The sequence below is a fragment of the Microbispora hainanensis genome (genome assembly GCF_006874475.1).
Taxonomy (GTDB): Bacteria; Actinomycetota; Actinomycetes; order Streptosporangiales; family Streptosporangiaceae; genus Microbispora; species Microbispora hainanensis.
In genome coordinates this window covers 1-22,923 of sequence record NZ_VIRM01000044.1, presented here as the reverse complement: position 1 = coordinate 22,923, position 22,923 = coordinate 1, and the positions used below count along the sequence as shown (strand labels likewise).

Annotated in this window: 18 protein-coding genes and 1 pseudogene; 8 read left to right on the top strand and 11 right to left on the bottom strand. The window is 69.2% G+C overall.

Annotated features, from left to right (window positions below):
* The first annotated feature begins 81 nt into the window (after nucleotides 1-81).
* Both atpB and FLX08_RS28715 read left to right on the top strand, forming a co-directional pair.
* The gene (gene atpB / locus FLX08_RS28720; RefSeq protein ID WP_142623313.1) at nucleotides 82-870 is read left to right on the top strand and encodes a F0F1 ATP synthase subunit A; all 789 of its coding nucleotides are present in this window, start codon (nucleotides 82-84) and stop codon (nucleotides 868-870) included.
* Between the two features lie 76 nt (nucleotides 871-946).
* Nucleotides 947-1,231, top strand: coding sequence for a YiaA/YiaB family inner membrane protein (locus tag FLX08_RS28715; RefSeq protein WP_142623311.1), 285 nt, complete (start codon nucleotides 947-949; stop codon nucleotides 1,229-1,231).
* A 73-nt stretch (nucleotides 1,232-1,304) separates the two neighbouring features.
* On the opposite strand, the gene FLX08_RS28710 is transcribed toward FLX08_RS28715, so the two are convergent.
* Together FLX08_RS28710 and FLX08_RS28705 are read right to left on the bottom strand one after the other, a co-directional pair.
* Nucleotides 1,305-4,142 (bottom strand): OmpL47-type beta-barrel domain-containing protein, encoded by a 2,838-nt coding sequence (locus FLX08_RS28710; RefSeq protein WP_142623309.1) that lies wholly within the window; start codon nucleotides 4,140-4,142, stop codon nucleotides 1,305-1,307.
* 117 nt (nucleotides 4,143-4,259) lie between these two features.
* Nucleotides 4,260-8,345, bottom strand: a complete 4,086-nt coding sequence (locus FLX08_RS28705; protein WP_142623307.1) for a ThuA domain-containing protein — start codon at nucleotides 8,343-8,345, stop codon at nucleotides 4,260-4,262.
* An 896-nt stretch (nucleotides 8,346-9,241) separates the two neighbouring features.
* Between FLX08_RS28705 and FLX08_RS28700 the strand changes: the two genes are divergently transcribed.
* Nucleotides 9,242-10,318, top strand: coding sequence for a multicopper oxidase domain-containing protein (locus FLX08_RS28700; RefSeq protein ID WP_142623305.1), 1,077 nt, complete (start codon nucleotides 9,242-9,244; stop codon nucleotides 10,316-10,318).
* Nucleotides 10,319-10,559: 241 nt separating this feature from the next.
* Entirely contained in the window at nucleotides 10,560-11,300 is a 741-nt protein-coding gene (locus tag FLX08_RS28695) for a hypothetical protein (RefSeq protein ID WP_142623303.1), read from the top strand.
* Here the strand turns inward: FLX08_RS28695 and FLX08_RS43490 are convergent.
* The 4 genes and pseudogenes from FLX08_RS43490 to FLX08_RS28680 form a co-directional block, all read right to left on the bottom strand.
* A complete protein-coding gene (locus tag FLX08_RS43490; protein ID WP_425280648.1) occupies nucleotides 11,185-11,841 on the bottom strand; it encodes an SDR family NAD(P)-dependent oxidoreductase in 657 nt (218 codons plus the stop codon). The two genes, FLX08_RS28695 and FLX08_RS43490, sit on opposite strands and share 116 nt — an antisense overlap.
* A pseudogene (locus FLX08_RS43485) lies at nucleotides 11,765-12,079 on the bottom strand (SDR family NAD(P)-dependent oxidoreductase); the annotation flags it as partial. The pseudogene FLX08_RS43485 and the gene FLX08_RS43490, both read right to left, overlap by 77 nt.
* 355 nt (nucleotides 12,080-12,434) lie before the next feature.
* A complete protein-coding gene (locus tag FLX08_RS28685; RefSeq protein WP_142623301.1) occupies nucleotides 12,435-13,253 on the bottom strand; it encodes a neutral zinc metallopeptidase in 819 nt (272 codons plus the stop codon).
* Nucleotides 13,254-13,509: 256 nt separating this feature from the next.
* On the bottom strand, nucleotides 13,510-14,268 hold the full coding sequence (locus tag FLX08_RS28680; protein ID WP_167530611.1) for a sensor histidine kinase: 759 nt from the start codon (nucleotides 14,266-14,268) through the stop codon (nucleotides 13,510-13,512).
* A gap of 314 nt (nucleotides 14,269-14,582) precedes the next feature.
* Here FLX08_RS28680 and FLX08_RS28675 point away from each other — a divergent pair, with 314 nt between their 5' ends.
* On the top strand, nucleotides 14,583-14,768 hold the full coding sequence (locus FLX08_RS28675; protein WP_142623297.1) for a hypothetical protein: 186 nt from the start codon (nucleotides 14,583-14,585) through the stop codon (nucleotides 14,766-14,768).
* 99 nt (nucleotides 14,769-14,867) lie between these two features.
* On the opposite strand, the gene FLX08_RS28670 is transcribed toward FLX08_RS28675, so the two are convergent.
* Nucleotides 14,868-15,428, bottom strand: coding sequence for a TOPRIM nucleotidyl transferase/hydrolase domain-containing protein (locus FLX08_RS28670; protein ID WP_142623295.1), 561 nt, complete (start codon nucleotides 15,426-15,428; stop codon nucleotides 14,868-14,870).
* Nucleotides 15,429-15,493: 65 nt separating this feature from the next.
* Nucleotides 15,494-16,216 (bottom strand): VOC family protein, encoded by a 723-nt coding sequence (locus tag FLX08_RS28665; RefSeq protein ID WP_142623293.1) that lies wholly within the window; start codon nucleotides 16,214-16,216, stop codon nucleotides 15,494-15,496.
* 738 nt (nucleotides 16,217-16,954) lie between these two features.
* On the opposite strand from FLX08_RS28665, the gene FLX08_RS28660 reads away from it, so the two are divergent.
* The 3 genes from FLX08_RS28660 to FLX08_RS28650 are packed head-to-tail and all read left to right on the top strand — an operon-like array spanning nucleotide 16,955 to nucleotide 21,276.
* Nucleotides 16,955-19,225, top strand: coding sequence for an MMPL family transporter (locus FLX08_RS28660; RefSeq protein ID WP_244312961.1), 2,271 nt, complete (start codon nucleotides 16,955-16,957; stop codon nucleotides 19,223-19,225).
* Nucleotides 19,226-19,231: 6 nt separating this feature from the next.
* A complete protein-coding gene (locus FLX08_RS28655; RefSeq protein ID WP_142623291.1) occupies nucleotides 19,232-20,572 on the top strand; it encodes a sensor histidine kinase in 1,341 nt (446 codons plus the stop codon).
* Nucleotides 20,569-21,276: a response regulator transcription factor gene (locus FLX08_RS28650; protein ID WP_142623289.1), complete on the top strand. Its 708-nt coding sequence runs from the start codon at nucleotides 20,569-20,571 to the stop codon at nucleotides 21,274-21,276. Before FLX08_RS28655 ends, FLX08_RS28650 begins: the two co-directional genes overlap by 4 nt.
* A gap of 101 nt (nucleotides 21,277-21,377) precedes the next feature.
* On the opposite strand, the gene FLX08_RS28645 is transcribed toward FLX08_RS28650, so the two are convergent.
* The 3 genes from FLX08_RS28645 to FLX08_RS41585 form a co-directional block, all read right to left on the bottom strand.
* Entirely contained in the window at nucleotides 21,378-21,935 is a 558-nt protein-coding gene (locus FLX08_RS28645) for a DinB family protein (protein ID WP_208761722.1), read from the bottom strand.
* Nucleotides 21,936-22,272: 337 nt separating this feature from the next.
* The gene (locus tag FLX08_RS28640) at nucleotides 22,273-22,674 is read right to left on the bottom strand and encodes a hypothetical protein (protein WP_142623285.1); all 402 of its coding nucleotides are present in this window, start codon (nucleotides 22,672-22,674) and stop codon (nucleotides 22,273-22,275) included.
* A 20-nt stretch (nucleotides 22,675-22,694) separates the two neighbouring features.
* The coding region (locus tag FLX08_RS41585; protein WP_208761721.1) for a hypothetical protein at nucleotides 22,695-22,923 on the bottom strand (229 nt) is incomplete at its 5' end.

The following is a 22,923-nucleotide window of genomic DNA, read 5'->3' as shown; positions in this document are numbered from 1 at the left end:
ACGGTACCCGGTATGTAGGCTCGCATCGATAAAGTGAGTACGGCATACGCAGTTTTGTGCCGCCCGTCGAGGGGATTCCCCATGCCCGCAATCCTCGCCAGGGACGAATTCACGGCTCCCGGTGTCGAGCTGTTCGACTTTCCGCCGCTCTGGGCGGGCGCGCCCTACTGGCTGACCAAGCCCGTCGTGCTGGCCGTGGTCGGCGTGGTCCTGCTGTGCGCGCTCGCGTGGGGGGCGTTCGCGCGGCCGGCCCTCGTCCCGCGCGGCCTGCAGCATCTCGGCGAGTACGGCTACCTGTTCGTCCGCGACCAGGTGGCCCGGCCGTTCATCGGCGCGGACGCCGAGCGCTGGATGCCGTTCCTGCTCAGCCTCTTCTCGGTGATCCTGCTGTGGAACCTGCTGGGCGTGGTGCCCGGAGTGCAGTTCCCGGTGAACGCCCACATCGCGTTCCCGGTGGTGTTCGCCCTGGTCGCGTACGTCATCAAGCTCTATCTCGGCTTCCGGCACCACGGGGTGGGCGGATATCTCAAAAGCCTGATGTTCCCGCCCGGCCTGCCGAAGCCGCTCGCGCTGGTCCTGTACGCGCCGCTCGAACTGCTCTACACGTTCGTCACCGCGCCGTTCACGCACGCCGTACGGCTGTTCGCGAACATGTTCGCGGGGCACCTGCTGCTGGCGTTCTTCAGCGCGGTGGGCTTCTGGTTCCTCGTCGAGCAGCCCACGATACTCGGAGTCCCGGTGGGTCTGCTCAGCGTCGCCATGGCCGTCGTGCTGACCGCCCTGGAGATATTCATCCAGTTCCTGCAGGCGTTCCTGTTCACCATGCTGGCGGCCATGTACATCGGCAACGCCCTGCACCCGGACCACTGAGCGGGGTGCTCGTACTCACCGGTAACTGAGTATCGGCGCTCATGTCCCGCAGGCGCGGGCCGCGGACGATGACACCATGACGCAACCGGTGAAAACCTCGACGACGACGGCCTTCTACATCCAGGCGGTCCTCTCGTTCGCGATCTCCGTCGCGGGCCTGGCCGCCGGCATCCTCTACCTTCCGGTCACGACCTGGGTGCGCTCCTTCCTCGCCCTCGGTCTGATGTACGTGGTGACCTCGACGTTCACGCTTGCCAAGTGCGTACGGGACCGGCAGGAGGAGTCGAGCGTCCTCAGCCGCGTGGATCAGGCCCGGCTCGACAAGCTCCTCGCCGAGCACGACCCCTTCCGGGCCGATTGAGTGCGGGCCGGCTCGGCGACAAGAGGCGGCCCCGGCCCGTCGCCGGACCGAGGCCGCCCGTGGCGATGCGAGCTCAGCCGTCCTTGCAGCCCTTGCCCTTGCCCGGCTTCGGGCAGTCCGAGCCCGGCCCGGTGCCGACGACCTTGAACGTCGCCGTGCCCACCGCCGAGGTGTTGCCGGCCTTGTCGGTGGCCCGGTAGCTCACGGTGTGCGCCCCCGGCTGGCCCACCGCCACCGGCTTCGCGTACAGCGCGAACGGCCGGCCGTCCAGCGAGTACTCCACCGTGGCCACCCCCGACTCGCCGTCGGTCGCCGCGATGGTGAGCGTGGCGGAGCCGACGTAGTTCCACGCCCAGTCCATGCTGCCGCCGAGCTGGGCCGACACCTGCGGAGGCGTGGTGTCCTCCTGCTCCGGCGCGACGACCGTGAACGACACCGACCCGGCCGGCGAGACGTTGCCCGCCTTGTCGGTCGCCCGATACTGCACCGTGTGCGCCCCGGCCTTGTTCACCGAGATCGGAGCGGTGTAGACCGCGAAGGCCGCGCCGTCCAGCGCGTACTCCACCCGGTCGACGCCCGACTCGGTGTCGCTCGCCGAGACCGTCACGGTGGCCGAGCCGACGTAATTGCCGTCGGCGTCCTTCGTGCCCGAGACGCCGGCCGACGCCTGCGGGGCCGTCGTGTCCTTGTCCGGCGGCACCACCACGGTGAACGTCGCCGACGCCACCGCCGAGGTGTTGCCCGCCTTGTCGGTGGCCCGGTAGCTCACCCGATGCGCCCCCGGCTGGTCGACCGTCAACGCCTTCGAGTAGACCGCGAACGGCTGGCCGTCCAGGGAGTACTCGACCGTGTCCACACCCGACTCGCTGTCACTCGCCGAGACCGTCACCGTCGCCGAACCCACATAGTTGCCGTCACTGTCCTTGTCGCCCGAGACCTGCGCCGACACCTCGGGCGCCGTGGTGTCCTCCTGCTCCGGCGCGACGACCGTGAACGACACCGACCCGGCCGGCGAGACGTTGCCCGCCTTGTCCGTCGCCCGATACTGCACCGTGTGCGCCCCGGCCGCGTTCACGGAGACCGGAGCCGCGTACGTCGCGAAGGCCGCGCCGTCCAGCGCGTACTCCACCCGGTCCACACCCGACTCGGTGTCGCTCGCCGAGACCGTCACCGTCGCCGAACCCACATAGTTGCCGTCGCCGTCCTTGTCACCGGACACCTGCGCCGACACCAGCGGCGGCGTGGTGTCCTTCTGCTCCGGCGCGACGACCGTGAACGACACCGACGCGGCGTCGGAGGTGTTGCCCGCCTTGTCGGTCGCCCGGTAGCTCACGGTGTGCGCCCCCGGCTGGCCCACCGCCACCGGCGCGGAGTACAGGCCGAACGGCCGGCCGTCCAGGGAGTACTCCACCGTGGCCACCCCCGACTCACCGTCGGTCGCCGAGACCGTGACCGTGGCCGAGCCGACGTAGTTGCCGTCACTGTCCTTGTTGCCCGAGACCTGCGCCGACACCTCGGGCGCCGTCGTGTCCTCCTGCTCCGGCGCGACGACCGTGAACGACACCGACGCGGCGTCGGAGGTGTTGCCCGCCTTGTCCTTCGCCCGGTATTTCACCGCGTGCGATCCGGCGGTGTTGACCGATATCGGTCCCGTGTAGGCGGTGAACGCCCCGTCGTCCAGCGCGTACTCCACCGTGTCGACGCCCGACTCGGTGTCGCTCGCCGAGACCGTCACCGTCGCCGATCCCACATAATTGCCGTCGGCGTCCTTGTCGCCGGACACCTGCGCCGACACCTGCGGGGCCGTGGTGTCCTCGGCCGGGGGAACCACGATCGTGAACGTCACCGACGCCACCGCCGAGGTGTTGCCCGCCTTGTCGGTGGCCCGGTAGCTCACCCGATGCGCCCCCGGCTGGTCGACCGTCAACGCCTTGGAATAGAGCGCGAACGGCTGCGAGTCGAGGGAGTACTCGACGGTGTCCAATCCCGACTCGCTGTCGCTCGCCGCGATCGTGACGGTGGCCGAGCCGACGTAGTTGCCGTCGGCGTCCTTGTCGCCCGTGACCTGCGCCGACACCTGTGGCGCGGTCGTGTCCTCCGCCGGCGGCGCGACCACCCGGAACGACACCGACCCGGCCGGCGAGACGTTGCCCGCCTTGTCCGTCGCCCGATACTGCACCGTGTGGGAGCCCACCTGGTTCACCGACACGGGAGCGGAGTAGGTGGTGAACGCCCCGTTGTCCAGCGCGTACTCCACCCGGTCCACGCCCGACTCGGTGTCGCTCGCCGAGACCGTCACCGTGGCCGAGCCGACGTAGTTGCCGTCGGCGTCCTTCTCGCCCGACACGTTGGCGGACACCTGCGGCGCGGTCGTGTCGGTGGGGCCGCCGGCGGTGACCACGAGCTCGCCCACCATCTGGTGCCCGGGGATCGCGCAGAAGAAGCGGTAGACGCCGGGGGTGAGGTTCACCTGGATCTCGTGCCGGCCGCCGTCCGCGTCGTATGGGCTGGCGATGACGTTGACGTTGACGTCGTGGTTGTATCCGGGCGTCGTCGTGTCGAAGGTCAGCGTGTGCGTCATCCCGAACGTGCTGCCGGTCGCCATGCTGTTCTCGAAGACGATCGTCGCGGGTCCCGCGACCGCCGTGGCCGGGGTGTCCTTGTACGCGGTGATGCTGTTGTCGGCGGTCCAGGTGAGCACCTGCGCCGCCGCCTGGTTCACCAGTTGCCGAGCCTCTTGCCGCGCCTCTTGCCGCGCCTCGGTCTGTGGCGTGCTCTGTGGCGTGGTCTGTGCCCCGGGCCGCGGCGCGGCGGCCGCCTCGGCCGGCGACAGCCACAGCGCCGGAAGCGCCACGCACACCAGCAGCACGGCCACGGTGGCGCGTAGCGCCCCGCGTAGCCTTCCTGTCATCGACTGCATCTGAGGTCGCACCTCACAGAAACGTGCATGTGGGCGGGCGAACGGCGTCCGTCCGCCCGAGGTCATGGGGTGGGGCCGGGCGGGGGACTCCCCCGCCCGGCCACCGGGTCAGAGCTCGCGAACGCGGACGTTGCGGAACTCCGCCAGGTCGGTGTTGCTGTGGTTCTGCAGCCCGACGAACCCGCTGACGAACTGGCGCAGGTCCGTGGCGGGGTCGCCGTCGCGGGACGACCTCTTGCCCGGGGCGTTGTCGAACTCGTTGATCACGACGCCGTTGCGGATGATCGTGTAGTGCTGCCCGACCACCCGGACCTCGTAGTCGTTCCACTGGCCCTTCGGGGTCGCCCCCGCCTTGTCGAGCGTGACCGGCTGGAAGTTGTAGATCGAGCCCGTCTTCTGCGGCTCGCCCGAGTCGCCGTCATAGATCTGGATCTCGTGGCCGCAGTAGATCGCGACCCACGCCTGGGACGTACGGGCCGATCCGGTCGTGCCGCAGCTCCCGGCCGGACGCTGGTCCAGCGGGGTCCGCAGGTCGGGGAACCGGACGAACACGCCGGTGTTGGCCCGGGCCGTGCCGGGCGCGATGTCACGGAACTGCAGCCGCAGCGAGAAGTCGGCGTACGCCTTGTCGGAGTACCACAGCATGCCCAGCCCGCCGGAGGTGCGGATGCTGCCGTCGCTCTGCAGCGTGAACTGGCCGGACGGCGCCTGCGACCACCCCTGCAGGGACTGCGCGGTCCCGTCGAAGATGGTCTCGTAGCCGTTCGTCTTGCCGATCTCCGACTGCGCGCCCGCCTTGCTGAGCGCGGAGGCCTCCTTGTTGTCGATGACGCCGGCCTTGCGGAACTCGTTGACCATGTCGTTGAGGTGCCTGACGAACTCGCCGTGGTTCGACCACATGCGCTCGTCGTCGATCAGGTCGTTGATCGTGCAGCCGCCGCCGACGGCGCGGTTGGCCACGCCGGTGTCGGTGTCCAGCAGCCGCACGGTCGGCCTGCCGTCCGGCGCCGGGCAGCCGATCTCGACGGTGACCTCGCCGGTCGCCACCTCGCCGTCGGCGTACGTGACCTTCAGCTTGGCCTTGTAGGTGCCGAAGTCCTTGTAGGTGTGCGTCGGGTCGGCCTCGGTCGAGGGCTTGCTGCCGTCGCCGAAGTCCCACTCCCACTTCACGCCGCCGGCCCTGGTGTGGGAGAACACCACCGTCTTCGGCGTGCTCTGCCGCTCCGGCCGCACCGTGGCCAGGCTCGGGTTCGGCGTCGCCGGACCACCCTGATAGGTGATGCGGATCAGCTTCTGGTTGGGGTGCAGGCTGAAGAAGCCACCGGCGTAGTCGAGCATGTACAGCGCGCCGTCCTTGCCGAACTTCGCGTCCATCCACGCCTGCAGCTGGGTGGCGCCGCCGCCGGGCTGGATGATGGACCGCAGGTCCTCGGCGAAGGCCGGCGGCTTCGCGTCCTTGACGCCCTTCGGGTCGACGGTGACCGCGACCCGGTTGTTCGCGTTGGACTCGTCGCCGATGAACCACTTGTTGTCCCAGTACGCCGGCCACGCGACGCCGCTGTCGGTGTCGACCTCGGAGCGGTGATAGGTCGGCCCGGACATGACCGCCTGGCCGCCGCCGGACAGGTAGGGCTCGGTGAAGGTCTCGTCGCCCAGCTTGTAGGTCGGCAGGCCGCTGCCGTCGGTCCGCTTCGGATAGACCGGGCCGCCGCCCTGGGGCGAGAACCAGATCATGTTGTCGCGGGCCGGCGGGAGGTCGACCAGGCCGGTGTTGCGCGGCGAGGTGTTCTTCAGGTTGTCGCAGTCGTACCAGTCGGCGGGCTGCGTGGCGTCGGTGTTGCTGCGGTCGCGGTAGGGCTGCTTGTCGCCCATGCAGTAGGGCCAGCCCTGGTTGCCGGCTGAGGTGAGGATCGTCGCGGTCTCGTACTTCGCCGGGCCCCAGATCTCGCTCGGGCCGCCCGCGTCCGGGCCGACCCATCCGGCGGTCAGCCAGTCGTTCGCGTTGTCCCACTGGAGCCGCGCGATGTTGCGTACGCCCATCACGTAGATCTCCGGGCGGGTCTTGCCGCCGCCCTCTTCCTTACCCGTGAACAGGTTGCCCTTCGGGATCGTGTACGTCCCGTCGGCCTCCGGGTGGATACGGATGATCTTGCCGTTCAGGTCGTTGGTGTTGCCGGCGGTGCGGCGGGCGTCCTGGAACGAGGTGCCCTTGTAGTCCTGCGTCCAGTTGTTCCCGGAGTAACCGCTGGATCCGCCGGAGGAGTTGCTGTCGCCGGAACCGACGTAGAGGTTCCCCTGCTTGTCGAAGGCCATGCCACCGCCCGCGTGGCAGCAGCTGTGGATCTGGGTGTCCCACTGCAGCAGGTCCTTGCGGGTCTTCTGGTCGATCGTCTGGGTGGCGGAGTCGTAGGTGAACCGGGAGATCGTCCGCTTGCCGATCCGCTTGTCCCTGTCGATCGACTCGTGCGGCATCCAGTAGACGTACAGCCAGCCGTTCTCCTGGAACTTGGGGTCGGGCACGATGCCGAGGAGACCCTCTTCGTTCTTCACCAGCTCGTCGCCGCTGCCACGGTTGCCCATGACGGCGAGGGTGGTGAGGAGCTTGACCTGCTTGGTCTTCGGGTCCCACTGGTGGATCGTCCCGCAGCCGAGGCCGACGTCCGGGTTGTTCCAGTCGGCGATCGGGCCGGTGGGGCAGGCCGCCTTGCCGACATAGAAGATCTTGCCGTCGGGGGCGACGGTCAGGCCGTGCGGCTCGCCGATCTGGTCGAGCTGACCCGGCTGGTTCTGCGCGGTCAGCCGCTCGGTCTTGTAGTTGGACGCGATGGTCGCCTGGCAGTCACCGCGGACCAGGCCGGCCGCCCACTTGATCGCACCGCCGAGGTGGCGCTTGAACTGCTCGTCCTTGGTGTAGCTCTCCTCGGTGCCGCCCATGCCGGTGTAGAACGACCTGCCGCCGTCGTAGTCGCGGCACCACGAGATCGGGTGGAACGCGCCGTGGCCGTTCAGGCCCGCCTTGTAGGTCCACTCCTCGACCTGCGCGACCGTCTGGACCTTGCCCAGCGGGCTCGGGCTCCAGTTCATCCACTTGTCGGACCGCGTGGTGTTGAACGGCAGGCCCTTGTTCGCCGGGTGCTGGCGGTCGGTGAAGTCCACCGTGGCCTTCTGCACCTGGCTGTCCGGCGGAGGCCCGGCGTCGGGGCCGAACAGCCGCATCTCGGCCAGCTGGATGAGGGGCTCACCGCTGTTCGCCGTGATGTTCAGCCGGTAGTACGCGTACGCCGTGCCGTTGTCGAACGTGTATTCCTTCGTCTGGAACCGTGAAGGGAAGGTCTCCCCGGTCCGCTTGTCCAGGTCGGTCCAGCTCTTCCCGTCCTGGGAGCCCTGCAGCGTCCAGTCCTTCGGGTCGCGGCCGGGGAAGTCGTTGGCCGAGGTCAGCGCGTAGTGGGCGATCGCCTTCGGCTGCTCCAGCTTCAGCGAGACCCAGCCGGTCGGGTTGAACGTCAGCCACTTGCTGTTGTTGTTGCCGTCGACCAGCTTCTCTTTGGTCTCGTTCGGCGGGTTGTCGCCGTTCGCCGTGATCTCCACGACCTTCTCCGCCGGGGGCAGGCTGCCGGCGGGGCGGGTGCCGACCAGTTCGGTGAACCAGGACGAGTCGGGCTGCGCGCGTACAGCGTCGTGGACGCCGACGAAGCCGCCCCCGTCCCGGATGTACGCCTGGAAGGCCGCCTCCTGGGCGGCGTTCAGCGTCACGCCCTTGGCGGACAGGAACACGACGCCGCGATAGCGGGCCAGGTTGCTCGAGGTGAAGACCGCCGGGTCCGCGGACACCTCGACGGAGAAGCCGTTGTCCTTGCCCAGGCTCTTGATCGAGTCCGCGGCCTTCTCGACCGGGTCGCTCTGTTCCTTGGCGGGTCCGTGGAACACCAGCACGCTGATCGACTTATCGGGTGTGCCGGGCTTATCGGGCTTATCGGGCTTATCGGGATGCGGCTCGGGTGGGTTGGGCTGCGCCTGCAGGTGGGCCGATACGGCCTGCGCCTGCAGTTGCGCGGCGGGGAAGGCCGGTGCGGCCTGCGCCTGCGTGGCGGGGACCGTCGCCAGTCCCAGCGTCAGGGCGGCGCTCGACGCCGTGACGAGAGCGCGGCGCCAGGCGGGCGGCCGGGGGTGTACGAGCAGGTCTCTGCGACCCATCGTTCGCTCCTTCAGGTCGGGGGGTTGGATCAGCACCGTGCGCAGGTCGTCCGGCCGGCCGTGGCCGGCGACCGGGCACGCGGATGCCGGAAGGCACGAGGGTTCTGCCGGTCTCCTCTTCTCTCGCTGGCGGTTCTGCCGCTGACCGGCCGTCACCGGTGTGGTGACGTGTCAGGGCGGTTGGGGCCGGTCGCGGGCGTGCGGCATCGCCGTTCGTCGCGCTGCCGGCGGGTGGTCGTCGTGGAGCCCGTCGTGGGCGGGCGCCGGGGACCGATCGCGTGCAACGGTCGCCGGCCGTCCTGCCGGGACGGCGACCGGAATCGGGGGGTCCTCCCGGCCTCAGGCCGGGGTGTCGTGGGCCCGGCGACGCCTTATGGCGCCCGGGCGTGGCCGGGGCCGTCTGAGCCGCAGGCCCGCCGGGACGCGGGAGGGCGGACCGTGCGGGGCGGATGCCGGCCGTGGGGGGTGTCGCCGAAGCACCGCTGAGCCTTTCGGAGAGTCGCGGATGGTTGCGTGGGCGGGCGGGGGGACGAGGGCCAGGTGCGGCCCACCAGACGCCGCAGACTGTGGCAGTCGAGTCGCGTCAAGTGAGCGGTTCGGGCTCAACGTAGCAGCCGTACCGGACTTCATCCAGCCCCATGACAAAGTTCTCTTACTTACACACTGACTTCTTGACTTTTCAGCAGAAGTAGAGCGTACTTCCATCGAAAGCCTTCGTACACGGTGCCGAAAGGCTCGTTGACCGGTCCCCGCCCGGTGCCCACCGGCCGGAACCCACCCCGCTGCGGGGACCGCATCGAGACCTCGCGCCGTTCAGGCCGGTCCCGCCAGGCCGGCGCCACGAAGAGATGCCGTTCGCCTCACCGCAGTGGGGCGTCACGACCGAATGGGGAACCATGACCGAGGTAGGCAGGGGTACGACGCGAGGCCTGTTCTCCCGGCGCGCCTTCACCACGGCCGCGACGGCCGCCGCGTTCGCACCGCTGGTCGGGGCGGGCCAGGCCGACGCGGCGCCGTCCGACAAGGTCGCCGGCAAGCCCGGCAAGCCCGGCAATGACGACGTGCGCCGCATGACCCTCTATGCGGAGAAGTTGCCGAACAATATGCTGGGCTACGGCCTGGAGCCCGGTAAGGCCACGATTCCCGGCCCGCTGATCGAGATGGTCGAAGGCGAGACCCTCGAGATCGAGCTGGTGAACAACACCGACGTCACCGCCAGCCTGCACGTGCACGGCGTGGACTACGAGTTCACCAGCGACGGCACGAGGATGAGCGACAGCGTGGTGGAGCCGGGCGGCCGGCGCACGTACGTCTGGCGCACCCACGCGCCGGGCCGCCGTCCGGGCGGCACCATCGAGCCCGGCAGCGCCGGCTACTGGCACTACCACGACCACGTCGTCGGCACCGACCACGGCACCGGCGGCATCAAGAGAGGCCTGTACGGCGCGCTGGTGGTGCGCCGCAAGGGCGACATCCTGCCGGACAAGCAGTTCGTCGTCTTCTTCACCGACATGACCGTCAACAACGCCAGTCCCGGCGAGGCTCCGCACTTCATGGCGACGATCGGCGAGCGGGTGGAGTTCATCGTGGTCACCCACGGGGACTTCTTCCACACCTGGCACCTGCACGGGCACCGCTGGGCGGACAACCGCACCGGTCTGCTGGAGAGCCCGCAGGACCCGTCCCGGATCATCGACACGAAGACCACCGGACCGGCCGAGTCGTTCGGCTTCCAGGTGATCGCCGGGGAGCGTGTCGGGCCCGGCGCCTGGATGTACCACTGCCACGTCCAGAGCCACTCGGACATGGGGATGGCGGGCGTCTTCATGGTGGCCGACAAGAACGGGAACGTCCCCGGACACGACATGGGCGGCATGAGCGGTATGACCGGCACGGGCGGTATGGGCGGCATGGGCGGCATGGGCGGCATGGGGTCGGGCACCGGCTCGGACATGAGCACCATGCCGCACTGATCTCCCGCACCGATGCCGCGCTGACCCCGCGCTGACCCCGCCCCGCTCCCCCGCGCTGATGTCGTGCTGCCCCGCACTGATGCCGCACTGATGCCGCGCTGACCCCGCGCTGGTGCCGTACCGACCCGCCCCGCTCCCCCCTCGGACACGGTTCCGGTGAGGACCGGGCGCGTGGGTCGCCGTTCGTACGCCGGGTCGCCCGCCCGGCGTACGGACGGGCGAAGGTCAGTAGGGTGCGCCCATGACCGGCGACATACGCGAGCGCGGGCGGGCGGCCGTCACCACCACGCCCGAAGCACAGGCGGCTCTCGACTACTACCTGATCATGCCGGCGGCGGACGCGGGCGGAGCCCAGGCCGAGGCGCTCGTCGTCGAGGAGTTCACGCTCACCGACGACTTCAGGACCGTCGGCCTGGACACCGCCGGGTGGACGGCGGCCGACGGTGACTGGTGGAGTTCCGCGGCCTTCGGACGCTCGATGCGCGAGGATCCCGGTCTGCGCGCCCGGACTCGCGCGGTGAGCCGTCGCGAGGCCGAGGCCGCCTACCGCGGCCTCGGCGGGGGCGAGCTGCCCGGCGAGACGCGGTTGCGGGCTCTTTTCCGCGACCACCAGCCTCTGCCGGACTCCCCTCCCCTGCGCCTCACCCCGCCCCGGGTCCCCGAGGGGTTCCACGACACGCGGGTCTACCGCGTCTTGTTCGCCGGGGAGCCACGCCTGTCCCTCCTCGCGGACGTGGTGACGCTCGCCGGGGAGGCCGGCGACCCGGGGACCCGGATCGTCGGCGCAGGCGAACTGCGAGCGGACCCGGACGTCTTCACCTGGGAGGTGCGCCGCATCGGGCCCGGCGTCGCCTGCTGCCTGGATCTCACGGCCCACCTGGGGACCGCGTCCGTCCAGGCCCTCGGGCCGCTGCTGCGGCGGCTGACGACGGCGACGCGCCACGCGGGACCGGTGCCCGTGACCGTCGAGCGGTTCTCCTGAGCCCGGGCGGCTCCGGCCGCAGGAGAGTACGCGCGCGGCCGGCCCGGCTCTCGGAATGGGCGATTCGCAGGGCGACCCGTAAGGGCGCGGGGTCCAGGTCGGCGCAGCCGAGGATCGCCGCGGCCGTCTTCGCGACGTTGCCGACGGACGGCAGCGCGGGGTTGCGGATGCCCCGGGTGAGCGCGGCGGGGCTGCCGTCGTAGGCGCTCATCGGCGTGGCGAGCCGTGAGCTCCCGTCGCGGAATCGCGTGCGGGCGCTGCCCGGCTCGACGATGGTCACGCCGATGCCGAACGGGGCGACGTCCTTGGCCGTCGACTCCATGAACCCCTCGATGCCCCACTTGCTCGCGTGATACACCGACGCGCCCGGGTTGGTGGCCTGACCGCCGTACGTGGAGAGCTGGATGAGGCGGCCCCCGCCCTGACGGCGCAGGTGAGGAAGCGCGGCGCGGAACCACCCGGATCGAGCCGAGCAGGTTCGTGTCGATCTGGTGGACGATCTGCTCGTCGGTGAGCTCCTCGGCCGCGCCGAACAGGCCATATCCGGCGTTGTTGACGACCACGTCAATCCTGCCGAGGTCGGCGAACGCCCGGTCCACGACCTCTCCGATCGCGGGGCCGTCGGTCAGGTCGAGGCGGGCGAGCCACAGGCGGTCGCCGTACTCGGCCCTCAGGTCGTCCATCGCCTCCATGCGCCGGGCCGTCCCGGCGACGCGGTCACCGCGCCGCAGGAGCTGGTCGGTCATCTCCCGCCCGAAGCCGCTGCTCACTCCGGTGATCAGCCATGCAGGAGAGCGGCGAGGTCGCCCTGCGCAACGCGGCGCAGAGTGCGAAGGTCTCGGCCATGGAGGCGGCGCGCGACGCGGACGGCCCGGGAGCGCGCTTCGCGCCCGAATTCCTGCTGACGGCCATCCTGGCGCTCGCCACCGCCTGGTCGGCGGCGAGCCCCTTCGGCCCGAGACTCAGCCCGGGCTGGCCGCCGACCCCGCCACGCTGCGGAAGCAGATCGCCGATGCCGTGGCCGCGATCGCCGCCGCCGGCACCCGCCCCTGATGGGAAGGAGCGCATCGAACCGGGACGATCCCCGACGGCTCCCGCGTCGGCTACAGGGGGACGGCCACAGGACCCCACGCATCAGGCGACGGATTTCCCGGCGGCAGTCCAGGTGTTGCAGCGTCCAGGGGACGGTTTGGTGAACCCGCGATTCACCCAGCGCACGATTGTGGCACCCTTACCGTGCCAGCGATCCTCCACGCCCCGCACGTCGTCTCCGCTGCGGCGTACGACATCGAGGAACTTCCGCCAGTCGCTGCCGGGATGGTGGAGAGACTTCCACACGCTGCCGATGAAGGCCCCGGCGAAGCACTGGGCCTGGAGGTTGTAACGGCGCAGGTGCTCCGACTCCTGTGCGGACTCGGCGCTGTCCTTGAGCCTGTCGGCGGCCTTCGCGATGCCGGACAGAGCCTGCACGTGGTTGCCGTACTCATAGGCAGCCAGATACAGCAGGAAAAGAAGGTCCGGCTTCTTCAGGATGCTGTCCTTCAGGTAGATGACAATCGTTTTGTCGCAGTACTGCGCCACGCCGGCCTCCTGCCAGTCGGTGCCGCACGCAGCGGTGCCAGGATCGGTGATGAAACGAACCTTGGGGGCGGCGGAGGGCAGCTTCGCGTCCTTCAACAGCGGCCGCCACGACCTGTCGAGGCAGCCGAACCAGGCACGCAGGTGCTTGACGGCGGACTTCGGGTCGTTCTTCTTCAGTCCCGACACGGAGCAGGCCCTCCGGGGAAGCGGCCCGGATTCGTAGAGACGGTTCCTGGTGAGCTCCACCGGCGCTGGGGATGTGCGGACGAGAGAACGTGCCTGGAGCCCACCGGTGGTCTCCCCGGCCGCCGTCCCGGGAAGGAGACCGATCATCAGAACCGCGGGCAGGGCGGTGATCAGGGGGATGCGCATGCGGCGGGAACCTAGCCGAGCCGGGCCCCGCCCGCAAGATCCCGAATGGTGTCCCAGGTCATCGGCCTACCGGTGCCGAAGCACCGCTCGATGACGTGCCGGAAGGCGTTCGTCCAGCTCGCTTACAAGGCCGATGCCACTCTGCGGGCCGACGTACGTCTCTAGGAGCAGGGGACGGTGCGGCCCAGGCGCGGGTGGTGCTGACAACCGGTCAAAAGACCGAGTCTGCCTGATCAGACCGACCCGGTAGCTCCCATCAAGCCAGGGGGAGCCGGACGACGAAGGCGGCACCGCCGGCCGATGACCGCTCCACGTGCACCTCACCCTCCTGGCCGTGCACGATGTTCCGCACGATCGCCAGGCCGAGGCCGGTCCCGCCGCGGTCCCGGGAGCGGGCGGCGTCGAGGCGGGTGAAGCGATCGAAGATGCGCTCCCGGTCCTCCTCCCCGATCCCGTCGCCGTCATCGGCCACGACGAGCTCCGCCGCATGGGCCGTACGCCGGACCTGGACGAACACGACCGTCTTGGCGTGCCGCTGCGCGTTGTCGAGCAGTTCGGACAGCATCCGCCGGAGCCGCGTGTCCACGCCGCGTACCAGAACCCCGCGCACGACCTGCACCTTCACGTCGTGCTTGTCCGTACGCCGGGCCAGTTCGCTCTGCACGAGATCACCGAGGTCCAGCAGGGCCCGCTCGGCCGGCTGCGCGGCGGCCTGAAGCTGGGCCAGCAGGTAGAGATCGTCGACCAGCGCCTGCAGCCGCTCCACGTCGCTGAGCGCCCGTTCGATCAGGTCGTCCACGTCGAGCTCGCCGGGATGCAGCCGGGCCTCCTCCAACTGTGCCCGCAGTCCCGCGACCGGGGTACGCAGCTCGTGCGACACATCGGCCTCGAACCGCCGCTGCCAGTCGATGGCCTGATACAGCTTGCCGCACATGCTGTCGATACCGTGCTTGATGTCGCGCTCCAGCTCGTCGAGTTCGCCGAGACAATCACGGAGGTGGCGGAGCGAAGTCACCTCTCCGACATTCCCTGACCCGTGCACGACGATCCCCACGGACATCTAAAATCACTGCATACGCCGCTCTTTTCGAAGTTTTCCTTTTCCCCTATCCCCGTCCATGGTCCTTGAAGAAGTCAGAGGCGGGGACCGGCGCGAGCCTCAACGGCAAATCCGGATCGGGACAGTGGGAATCGGCCCGCCCGAAACCCGGATCGACCTGCGATACCGTCCCCGTCTGTCGCTCCCCGGCGTCCGGCGAAGCATGCGCGTCCCGGGTCTCTTGATGAACAGAATTGACCAGCCGGGACTGATGACGAAGGATTATCGATGTGACGTTTTCCCAGGGCCCGGCTCGGCGCTTTCCGTACGCGCTGGTGAAGCTGGTCGTGGTGACTCTCGTGCTGGGCGCCGGGATCGGAGGATGCATTTTCTTGGCGCTGGCGCTGATGTGGCATTCGGTGTGGGGAGACGGGATCATCCCCGTCCTGGGCGATCCTGTCCCCGGCGATCCGTAAACGGCCGGAATTCCGCCGCCGTCCTGTACAGGCGGCCCTCTCCCCCGTTCGCTTCTCCTGTCGAGCTGCGCTCACCCGCCGCGCTCTTCGTGAGGCGACTCATAGGTAGGCCAGCAGGGCGTCCAGCGGTCTCGGCACGCGATCGGGCTCCAGCGCCGCGACGAGCGGGCCCGCGTAGCGGATCTTGCGGCCGCCGCCCGATCCCATGAACCGGCGGAGCTGGTCGTGGGTGCTGCGTCCGCGCCAGCCGGGCTGCTTCTGAAGCGTGCGAAACGAGCGGAGCTCGCCTTCGGCGTCCACGACCCGTTCGACCGTGGCGGTGCCGAGGGCGCGGATCAGCTCGTCTTCCAGGTCGGCCACACACACGAAGAATCCGAGCACCTCCAGAGCGCTTCTCGTGAGATCGGACCCGAAGCCGGCGCGCTCGAGCCCCCTCCGGAAGGCGCCCTCTTCTCCGGCGTCGCACAGCCCGGCCAGCCGGAGGTTGCGGCCTGAAGGGCCGAACCTGCCGGCGTACGCCCCGATGTTCGTGGCGCCGCCCATCGCGACGACGTCGATGCCTTCGGCCGCGAGGTTCCGGCCCCGGCGCTCGGCCAGCGCCTTGATCGCCGACTGGTCGCTGAGGCCCTCGACGAGGACCACGGTGTGCGCATCGTTCACGCGCTCAGCCTTGCAGCCGGCGAAGTTCGTACCCATTTTTCCTGCACCACAGGAGGCATTGCGCGCTATCTCGGGGGCAGCACACAGAACTCGTGGCCGTCGGGATCGGCCATGACCGCCCAGTCGACCTCGCCCTGACCGATGTCGATGCGCGTCGCCCCGAGGGAGATGAGACGGTCGACCTCCGCCTGCTGGTCACCGCTCGCGGGTGGAGCGAGGTCGAAATGCAGCCGCTCCTTCCCGGTCTTCGGCATGAGCGGCGGACCACCCCAGGTGATCTTCGGGCCGCCGTGCGGCGAGCGGATAGCGGTCTCCTGGTCCTGATCCCACACCAGCGGCCAGCCCAGTGCCTTGCTCCAGAAATACCCGGTCTCCTGCGAACCATCGCACGCCAACGCTCCGATGAATCCACAGTCGGCGAGGAACTGGTTGTCCGGCCCGATGACGCAGAACTCGTTGCCCTCGGGGTCGGCGAGCACGACGTGACGCGCATCCGGGCCTTGGCCGATGTCGATGTGCCGGGCGCCCAGTTCGAGCGCCCTCGCCACCGTCTGCTCCTGGTCCTCAAGGGACGTGCTCGTCAGATCGAAGTGCGCCTGGTTCTGGCCGGTCTTCTGCTCCTGACTGGCAACAAATCGGATCCGGAACCCGGTGTCATCGCTCGGCAGGAGCGTGATGCCGTCTCGAGGGTCGTCGGTCATCTCCCAGCCCAGGAGGCCGGCCCAGAAGCGCGCCAGAGGGAGCGGGTCGTGCGCGTCGACGCAGAGCGAGACAAGGTGACTGGTCATCCCGCTCCACACCTCCATTTCGTACGAAGCCGCGGACGGAGCATGTCCCCGGCGAGAGGGATCCACGCTAGGCGCGCGAGGGTCCGCCACGCGAACCAATATCGGCGTGCTCGTCGACGGCCGGCGCTCCCGGCACCGACGCGACGAGCGGCCGGACCGGCCCGGGCTCTGACGACCGGCCTCCGAGCAGCGCGGGCGCAGCAGAGCGATTCGACCTCGATTCGATGGTCGGATTCGGCGGTGGCCGCTCATGGGACACGGTGGAGACGAGCCTCGCCCTCCTGCTGAGACTTGCGGCGGTCGCTCCGGCGGAACAGAGGCTGCGTCTCAGCCGTCCGCCATGATGGCTTCAGCGCTGGCTCCGCTCGGGGCTTTAACGGGCCTTGTCCGCCATCGCCGACGCCCACCGCGTGCTGACCCCCGCAAATGAATGTCGCCTCGTCGGGAGCAGTTGGCGAAATCGGCGCCTTCACCTGCGCAAAGAGCCGGCGCCTCGGATTCCGTGGAAGTCGGAGTGCTTTTAGTGCATCCGCACCAGAAGCCGTGCGGTACTGGTCCGCTTGCACCAGAGGAGAACGGGTCCTGGAGACGATGTCCGGGCCGGCATCGCGAGCGAGTGTGGGAGCCGCGTGCATCGCACGCGTTTTCCCAACCTGGCGAGCGATGTCTGGAGTGAAACGACAGGTGGCGGTCTTCTTCTACCGAGTCGGGCGATGGGCCTTCCGAAGGCGCCGGCTCGTGGGCGTCCTGTGGGTCGGCGTCCTCCTCGTGGTCGGCTTCCTCGGTGTGCGGGCACCGTCGTCGGGGGACGAGGCCCTCCGCATGCCCGGAACCGAGTCGCAGCAGGCGTTCGACCTGTTGGCGGAGCGGTTCCCCGGAACCAACCCCGAGGCCGCCGAGGCCCGCCTGGTGTTCCAGGCGTCGGACGGCCGGCAGGTGACGGCCACAGCGGACAAGGCGGCCATCGAGAAGGCGCTCGACACGCTGGAGGGAAGTGCCCAGGTCGATTCGGTCAGCGACCCGTTCACCTCGGGTGCCGTCAGCAAGGACGGCACCATGGCGTACTCCCGGATCAACTACACAGTGGGCGCCGACGACCTGACACAGGAGGCGAAGCAAACCCTCCAGGCCGCCGCGGATCAGGCCAGGGACGCGGGGCTGACTGTGGAGTTCGGCGGCACGGCCCTGCTGACGCAACCGCAGACAGGCGCTTCGACAGAGCTCATCGGCCTCGGCGTGGCCGCGGTGGTGCTGTTCCTCACGCTCGGCTCGGTGATCGCGGCAGGACTGCCGCTGATGACCGCGCTCGTCGGCGTGCTCATCTCACTCATGGGGATCTTCGCCCTGGCTCGGCCCCTGGGCCTGACCTCCACCGTCTCCATCCTGTCGCTGATGCTGGGCCTCGCCGTCGGCATCGACTACTCGCTGTTCATCACCTCCCGCTTCCGCGACGAGCGTGCCCGGGGCAGGGAGCCGGCCGAGGCCGCAGGCCGCGCGGTCGGTACGGCGGGCTCCGCCGTCGTCTTCGCCGGCGCGACGGTCTTCGTCGCCCTGGCCGGACTGAGCGTCGTCGGCGTCCCCGAACTCACCAAGATGGGCCTGGCCAGCGCCGGCACCGTGCTCATCTCCGTCGTCATCGCGTTGACCCTGGTCCCTGCGCTGTTCGGCTTCTTCGGCGACCGGCTGCTGCCTCGCGCGGTCCGCAGGAGCCTGGGCGCGGGTCGCAGTCACCTCAGGGGCCGCCGGTCCACAGGCATCGGGGGCACGGTCGCGAACGAACCGTTCGCCCCGAACGTCGCCGGCACGGCGGCTGCCGGATCCTCCACGGCTTACGGAAAACGGCCCGGTATCGCTGTCCGCTGGGCCCGCTTCCTGGTGCGCCGACGCCTTGCGGCGCTGCTGGTGGGGGTGATCGGCCTTGGTGTGGCCGCCGTACCGGCGTTCAGTCTCGAACTCGGTATCCCCGGCGACGAGTCCAAGCCGGTGACGAACACCCAGCGCCGGGCGTACGACCTGCTGTCCGAAGGCTTCGGCCCCGGCTTCAACGGACCGCTGACCGTGGTCGTCGACGCCTCGCAGGCCGCCGACGCGCAGGCGGCGGCGGACACGGTCGCCAGGACAGTACGGGACGTGGACGGGGTCGTCTCGGTCGGTGCCCCCGTCTTCAACCCGGCGAAGGACACGGCCGTCCTCACGGCGATCCCCGCGTCCGCTCCGAACACGGACGAGACCAGGGACCTGGTGCACCACATCCGCAGCGCCGTCGACGCCGTGGAGGACGACACGCACACGTCCATCGCGGTCACCGGCCGTACCGCCGTGATCGTCGACGTCTCCGAGTCCATCTACGGTGCACTCGTGATCTACCTGGCCGTGATCATCGGCTTCGCGGTGATCCTCTTGCTGGTGGTCTTCCGCTCGATCCTGGTGCCCCTCAAGGCGGCCCTCGGCTTCCTGCTGTCGGTGGGTGCGGCGTTCGGTGTCGTTGTCGCCGTCATCCAATGGGGCTGGGCGTCGAGCCTGTTCGGGATCGACCAGACCGGACCGGTCATGTCGATCATCCCGATCTTCGTCATCGGTGTCGTGTTCGGACTCGCCATGGACTACGAGGTCTTCCTCGTCTCCCGGATGCGCGAGGAGTACGTGCACGGTGCGACCGGCGAGGACGCGATCGTCACCGGGTTCCGGCACAGCGGACGCGTCGTCACCGCGGCGGCCATCATCATGATCAGCGTCTTCGCCGGGTTCATCGGGATCGCCCAGACCAACATCCGGACGACGGGTCTCGGTATGGCCGCGGCAGTCACCTTCGACGCCTTCGTGGTCCGCATGGCCATCGTCCCGGCCGTGCTGGCCCTCTTCGGGGACCGGGCCTGGAAGCTGCCTCGTATGCTGGATCGCGTGCTTCCGAACGTCGATGTCGAGGGTCGGTCGCTGGACGCTTACCTGTCACCGCAGACGACCGCGCCGGACAAGGAGGCGACACCGAACCCCGTCGGTGGACGCTGAGCCGGCATGACAACCCTGAACGGCTTTCTCCCGCAACCGCGCGCAGAGCGGTTGCGGGAGGCGCTGATCGCGACGACGGCGTTCGTGCTCTTCCTGCTGGGCAGCGTCGTGCGGGGCGACGAGTCGCTGACGGCGCCGCCGATCGCCGCGTATCTGCTCGCCGTGGTGTCCTGTGCCGCGCTGCCGCTGCGGCACAGGGCACCGCTGCCCGTCATGGTGGTCACCACTCTGTGCAGCGTGCTGGCGATGGTCGCGGACCTGATGCTGACTCCGTTGGTCGTGGTCCCCGCCATGATCACGGCGTACACGATCGCGGTCCGGGCCGAGCGGCGTACCGCGACCACGGTCCTGCTCATCTCCGCCGCACTCCTCATGGCAGCGGGGCTGGTGTTGCAGCCGCTGTCCTGGTCCACGGTCACCAGGACCTGCTCGACGGTCATCTTCCCGCTGGTGGCCGCCGTGCTCGGGCACTCGGCCCAGAACCGGCGCGCCTACCTCGCGGCCATGGAGGAGCGCGCGTTGCGGGCCGAGGAGAGCCGGGAGAGCGAGGCGCGCCGGCGCGTGGCCGAGGAACGGGTGCGCATCGCCCGGGAACTGCACGACCTCGTGGCCCACGAGATCACCCTTGCCAATGCACAGGCCACGGTCGCCGCGCACTTCTTCGACAGCCGCCCCGAGCAGGCCCGCACCAGCCTGCGGCAGCTGGTGGAGACGACACGCCAGGCGCTGGACGAGCTGCGGGCCACGGTCGGACTGCTGCGCCAGTCGGGGGACCGGGCCCAACCCGCCGAACCGGCGCCCGGGCTGGCTCAGCTGCCCACGCTCATCGAGTCGTTCCGCCGTACGGGCCTCACGGTGTCGGTGCACGAGGAGGGTCCGGCGGGGACACTCCCGCCGGGCCTGGACCTCACCGCCTACCGGATCATCCAGGAGGCGTTGACCAACGTGACGAAACACGCCGGTATCGGCCGGGCCCGGGTGGGTCTGGTCTGGACCCGCGACCTCGTGACCCTCACCATCACCGACGACGGGCCGGGGGACCACACGATCCCGGGCCCGTCCGCGGGGTCGGGCGGCTATGGACTGATCGGGATGCGCGAACGTGCCGCTGCGGTCGGCGGCCGGCTCGTCGCAGGCAGGCGGCCCGAGGGCGGGTTCCGTGTCGTCGCCGAACTGCCTCGCCCGGCACGGGAGACAATCCGCAGTTCCGCTGCGGCCGACCGGGAAAGGCAGACGGGTGCGACGACGAGCGGCCGATCGACGGCAAACGGCGGACGGCCGGTGGCTGAACCTCTGCCGAGCGGTGAGGCCCCGGACGACGCCGCGCGGCGCGGGGACGTCGCATGACGCTGCGCGTCCTGCTCGCCGACGATCAGGCCCTGCTGCGCGGAGCCTTCCGGATGCTACTCGACAGCGCCGACGACATCACGGTCGTCGGTGAAGCGGCCGACGGCCGGGAAGCGGTCAGGCTCAGCCGGGAACTGCGCCCTGACGTGGTGGTCATGGACATCCGGATGCCCGGGGTGGACGGGATCACCGCCACCGCGCAGATCTGTGCCGATCCGGAACTACGGGACTGCCACATCCTGATCCTCACCACGTACGAGACCGACGAGTACGTCGCGCAGGCGTTGCGCGCAGGGGCCGGCGGTTTCATCGGCAAGGGGATCGGGGCCGAGGACCTGGCGGACGCGGTACGAACCATCGCGGCCGGCGACACCCTGCTGTCCCCGGCCGCGACCCGCTCCCTGGTCGCCCGTTTCCTGGCGACACCGGAGAACACCAACACCCCACGTCGCCCCCGCCAGTCCGAACGACTCGCCGAACTCACCCCGCGCGAGCGCGAGATGGTGGCGCTGGTCGCCACCGGCCTGTCCAACCAGGAAATCGCCGAGCAGATGTTCCTCAGCCCGTTCACCGTTCGCGCCCACGTACAGCGGGCCATGACGAAGCTCCATGCACGCGACCGCGCACAACTCGTCGTCATCGCCTATCAGACGGGCCTGGTGCAGGTCACCGCGGACGACGACAACCCGGAATGGTCCGCCTGAGGGCAGGGGCGAATTCGGCGAAATTCGTACCCGTTCTCCAAGCTGCGACCGATGACGATGGCGACAGGTGACGGCGTGGCTGTGTCCGGTTGCTGCACGCGTTACTGGCCTATGCGTCCGTCGATCCGTTCGCGCAACAGGTCGACGTGACCCATGTGGCGGCCGTACTCCCAGATCATTCCGACCAGCACCTCGCGCAGCGACATCGACCCTCCGCCGCTGCCATGCTGATTCAAGGGATCGTCGCCGGTGATGTCGAGACTGGGCGCCTCGGCCACATAGCGCTCGGCGAAGTCCACCTCCGCGCGCCATGCGGCCCACGCCTCCGCAACCACCTCCGGGTCGGGAACCGCACCATCGAAATCACCGTCACGGTCGGTGTCCGAAGTGAAAAGCCGGGGCACGTCCTGTCCCGCCATCATCACCCGGAACGTCGCTCGCTCGCCCTCGGCCAGATGTCGCACCAGCCCCAGGAGCGACATCGTCGACGGCTCGACGGACCGTCGCGCCATGGCCTCCGCATCAAGGCCTTCGCATTTCATCTCCAACGTGAGGCGTGCACAACGCAGGGCCTCGACCAGCGTCGTGCGCTCGTCGCCCAGCGTCGGTCCGTTCTCACGTGGGTCATCGTCAGACGGCTTGCCGTCCGCGGTGAACATGTCCGCTCGTCGCGTCGTGGCCATGGCCGCAATCATTGGCGACTCACATTGCGGTCGGCAACCGATTTAGGCCGCCCACACTTTTGGTCACCGGGGTCGATAGGCCACCGGGGGAAACCCCCGCATGTTCCACGAGCTCAAGCAGGTGGTGCCAGGCTGAGGATGCGAGGTCCTGGCTGTCCATGGAAGCCCACCACGTGCGGTGGACGTACCTCCCACCGACCAAAGCACCGGCAAGTCCGCAGCGCGCGATGGTATGCGCGAGGCGGTGTCCTTCCTCTCGTCGCCTGGCGAGAGGGAACGTGCGGACGCCTACGTCGGACATCGGTCCGCGAATTCAGCCTGCGACGAGCATGGATTTGAACCACAGCATGAGGCAGAGGATTATCAGAGTTTTCACGACGAACGTCATCTGGCCGGGCTGAAGCCTCTCCGGCTCACCTTTTTCGTGCGCGACCGAGGCCCATCGCCTGATGCTCGCCCCCTGCCCCACCGAAGCAAGGAAGAGAGCGAAGAACCCCACGGACAAGTAGCCGAGAGCCTCACGGGTCGGCCAGTCCCGGATCGTCGCGACCACAAGGACGACCACGATTCCCATCAGCGCCGCCAATGGAATTCGCCATCGGAATCGCTTCGTCGGCATCAATAGCGCGAATCTCAGGACGAAGAGTCCGGAACTTACCGCGGCTGCGACCCACAGGGCGGCGTCGGACACATCGCCCGTGGTAGCGATTGCCATATTCGCACTATAACAGGATCTCACCCTGTCTTGATTCGGGTTGGACACCGCTCACTGACCTCCCCCGAGAGGCAGCACCGCGCCATATCCGTATAGACAATCGTCAGGGCATCGGACCTGGACGGCATCACGGTTCCCGTATCCGCGAGGGCCTCGACCAGCACATCGCGCACCTCGTTTGGATCGCGTCCGTCAAGACCTGCGAGAGTGCGCAACGTCTCACCGTCCAGGCCTTGAACGAGCCAATGA